At 60.0% G+C, this 2686-nt stretch carries 3 protein-coding genes and 1 pseudogene; 2 read left to right on the top strand and 2 right to left on the bottom strand.

From position 1 onward, the window contains the following. Positions 1-159: 159 nt before the first annotated feature. Positions 160-690, bottom strand: a complete 531-nt coding sequence (locus tag RLDS_RS56800; RefSeq protein ID WP_063619123.1) for a ribbon-helix-helix domain-containing protein — start codon at positions 688-690, stop codon at positions 160-162. Positions 691-822: 132 nt separating this feature from the next. Here RLDS_RS56800 and RLDS_RS29590 point away from each other — a divergent pair, with 132 nt between their 5' ends. Both RLDS_RS29590 and RLDS_RS29585 read left to right on the top strand, forming a co-directional pair. Beyond that, positions 823-1497: a type IV toxin-antitoxin system AbiEi family antitoxin domain-containing protein gene (locus RLDS_RS29590; protein ID WP_020818478.1), complete on the top strand. Its 675-nt coding sequence runs from the start codon at positions 823-825 to the stop codon at positions 1495-1497. Further along, positions 1490-2353, top strand: a complete 864-nt coding sequence (locus RLDS_RS29585; RefSeq protein ID WP_020818479.1) for a nucleotidyl transferase AbiEii/AbiGii toxin family protein — start codon at positions 1490-1492, stop codon at positions 2351-2353. Before RLDS_RS29590 ends, RLDS_RS29585 begins: the two co-directional genes overlap by 8 nt. Positions 2354-2373: 20 nt before the next feature. On the opposite strand, the pseudogene RLDS_RS29580 reads toward RLDS_RS29585, so the two are convergent. Next, positions 2374-2686 (bottom strand): annotated as a pseudogene (locus RLDS_RS29580) (hypothetical protein); the annotation flags it as partial.

Raw genomic sequence — 2686 nt, 5'->3', positions numbered from 1 at the left:
GGTTTTTCGGCCATCGTTGCTACGCGCCCTTGCGCCGGGCATTGTGCTCATGCGGCACAAGGCGCGGCACATTTGTGCCGCGTGATTTCGCTGCCATTTTCGCGATCGTCATTTTGGCCCTTCCCTGCTGTTTCCGCGCACTTGTTCTTACCATAACGATCAATTATGGTAAGTGACAGATCGCGCGGGGAGGGCGGTTTTTGGGGCTGTTTTACAAGCTTTTCCGATAATGCTGATCAGAGCGCGATATCGACGCGCGTGCAGGACGGTCACGATGCCCGACGGATCCATCCGACAGAAACGCCAAAAGACATAGTGATGCTCATGGCGGCCGAAAAAGCCCTCGACCCCGAATTCTGCCGGAATGGCGCGCCATCGCGTTTCGCGCCTAGCGATCCGATCGAAGCAGTCGAAGAGGCCGCGAATGTAGGCATCCGCCTTGGGCCTCGCCCCAGCGGTCGCGTACAGGCATAAATTTCGCCCAGCCGCCCTCCGGCGCATTGAATGCCTGCGTAAGCTCTGCCTTGAGGCGACCAAACTGCTCGGCTTGAGCCGTTCCTTGTCCCGGCGGATGAGGTCGCGGACATATTCGCTGACATTTTCGTAGGAGCCTTCGGCGCCGACATGTGCCATGACGAAATCGCCTAGTGCGCCCCTGATCCGAACATTGAGCGTAACAGGCTTGCTCATGGCGATAACCTCCTGTTTGATATTCTGGACAGGATCAAGGGCAGACTAAGCAATGCTGGGTGCCTCCGCTGCTTCCCGCCCTTCGTCAGAAAATTCTGGAAACTTTCATACATTGGAAGTATCGGGAATTTCATGTCCTCCCTGGCGCAACAGATCACGGCAGCGGGTCTGGCCGATCATATCCTCAGCGAACGCCAGCTCGGCAATCTGCTGGGCGGCGGAGACGCCCGGCGCTACGGCCTGGTCAATCGGGCGCTCAAGGATGGTTCCCTGCTCCGCGTGAAGCGCGGCACCTACCTGCTGGCTAAGCGCTATCGGGCCGAAACCATCCATCCCTTCGCCATTGCGCAAGGTCTGATGCCGGGTAGCTATGTCTCTTTCGAAAGCGCGCTCGCCCATCATGGCTGGATCCCCGAAGCGGTCTTTGTGACCGCGGGAGTGACGCCTGGCCGCAAAACGCTCCGCTTTGAAACGACAGACTTCGGCACGTTCAGCTTTCATCCGCTCGCTATCGCGGATTATCAGTTCCTGGCCGGCGTCGATCGCGTGCAGATGGGCAAGCTCATCGCCTTCGTCGCACAGCCGCTGCGGGCCTTGTTGGACCTCGTTGCCCTGCGCAAGCAGCAGTGGGCGGGCATCGAGTGGCTGACCCATGGCATGCGGATCGACGAGGACATGCTCCTCGGGCTCCGACGGAAGGATTTCGCCAAGCTGAAACCGGTCTACAAGCACAAGGCCGTGAACAGCTTCCTCGCCGCGCTCGAAAGCACTGTCATGGCCAGGAAGGTCCGCTCAGCACATGATTGACATCATCCAGGAGAAACTGCGCCGCTACGATCCCGCCAATGCGCTAGAGGAAGAGAATGCGGTCAAGGAAATCCTCCAGGAAATCGCGCTCTATGCCCTTTGGCGCGGCGACTTCTTCGACGTCGCGCTATTCCAGGGCGGCACGTCCCTGCGCATCCTGAACAGCCTACCGCGCTTCTCGGAAGATCTCGACTTCCTGCTGCGCCAGGCCGACCCAGACTTCGACTGGACGCCTTATCTCAAGACCCTGATCGAGGTGTTCGGCCAGTTCGGGCTGAAGCTCGATGCTCTGCCCAGGGCGAAGATGGACACGGCTATCCGCCAGGCGCTGATCAAGAACGATTCCATCGCGAGCCAACTCGACCTGTCTTTTGCGGGCGCTGGTAAGCCAAAGACGATCCGGATCAAGCTAGAGATCGACGTCAACCCACCTGCGGGTTCGGGCGAGGCGTCCAGCTATCTCGATTTTCCAGCGGACCACGAAGTTCGGCACCAGGATCTGCCGTCCAATTTCGCTCTCAAGATTCATGCCTTGCTATGCCGGGGTTTCCTCAAGGGTCGGGACTGGTTCGATTTCTCCTGGTATGTCGCCAAGGGAGTAACGCTCAATCTGGCCCTCCTGCGCAATGCCCTCATCCAGGCCGGTCCCTGGGCGGGAGATAATCACATCGCCGTCGACATGCCCTGGCTGAACGAAGCGCTGGGCAGCACGATTGCGAAGATCGACTGGAAGGCCGCCGCTGACGACGTGCGGCGTTTCCTGCGGCCGGCCGAACTCAGGTCGCTTGATCTGTGGAGTGAGCGCTTTTTCCTCGCCAAACTGGAAAAACTGACGTCGACTTCTGGTCACGCTTGAGCGGCAAACCTCCAGCGCTATCATGACACCGCCGCGCGAGGCTGGCCGTGCATTCCGCGAATGTAGAAGTCTCGCTGATGCTCACTCGTGGCGACGTTGGGATGCAGCGCGGCCCGGACGGCGGGCGTTATCGTATAGACCGCATGTCGCTGCGCCCCGCGGTTCTCATGATCCACCAGGAAACCCTGATAGTGGCGTTCGATAAGACCCGCCCGCACCAGCTCGGACACGGCCCGGCTGATCGCCGTCATGCCCGTATCCCGAATGCGCTCGCTGACTTGCGCTTCCACGATCCGTTCAGCTTCAGCCGTGTCGGCCGGCAGCTCGCCCTTC

Source organism: Sphingobium lactosutens DS20 (assembly GCF_000445105.1).
GTDB classification, from domain to species: domain Bacteria; phylum Pseudomonadota; class Alphaproteobacteria; order Sphingomonadales; family Sphingomonadaceae; genus Sphingobium; species Sphingobium lactosutens.
Note: the sequence above shows the minus strand (reverse complement) of the source record. Positions and strands in the feature narration are given on the sequence as shown.

Coding starts and splice junctions, on each gene's coding strand:
- RLDS_RS56800 (WP_063619123.1), bottom strand. CDS start 690: ATGAGCAAGCCTGTTACGCTCAATGTTCGGATCAGGGGCGCACTAGGC.
- RLDS_RS29590 (WP_020818478.1), top strand. CDS start 823: ATGTCCTCCCTGGCGCAACAGATCACGGCAGCGGGTCTGGCCGATCAT.
- RLDS_RS29585 (WP_020818479.1), top strand. CDS start 1,490: ATGATTGACATCATCCAGGAGAAACTGCGCCGCTACGATCCCGCCAAT.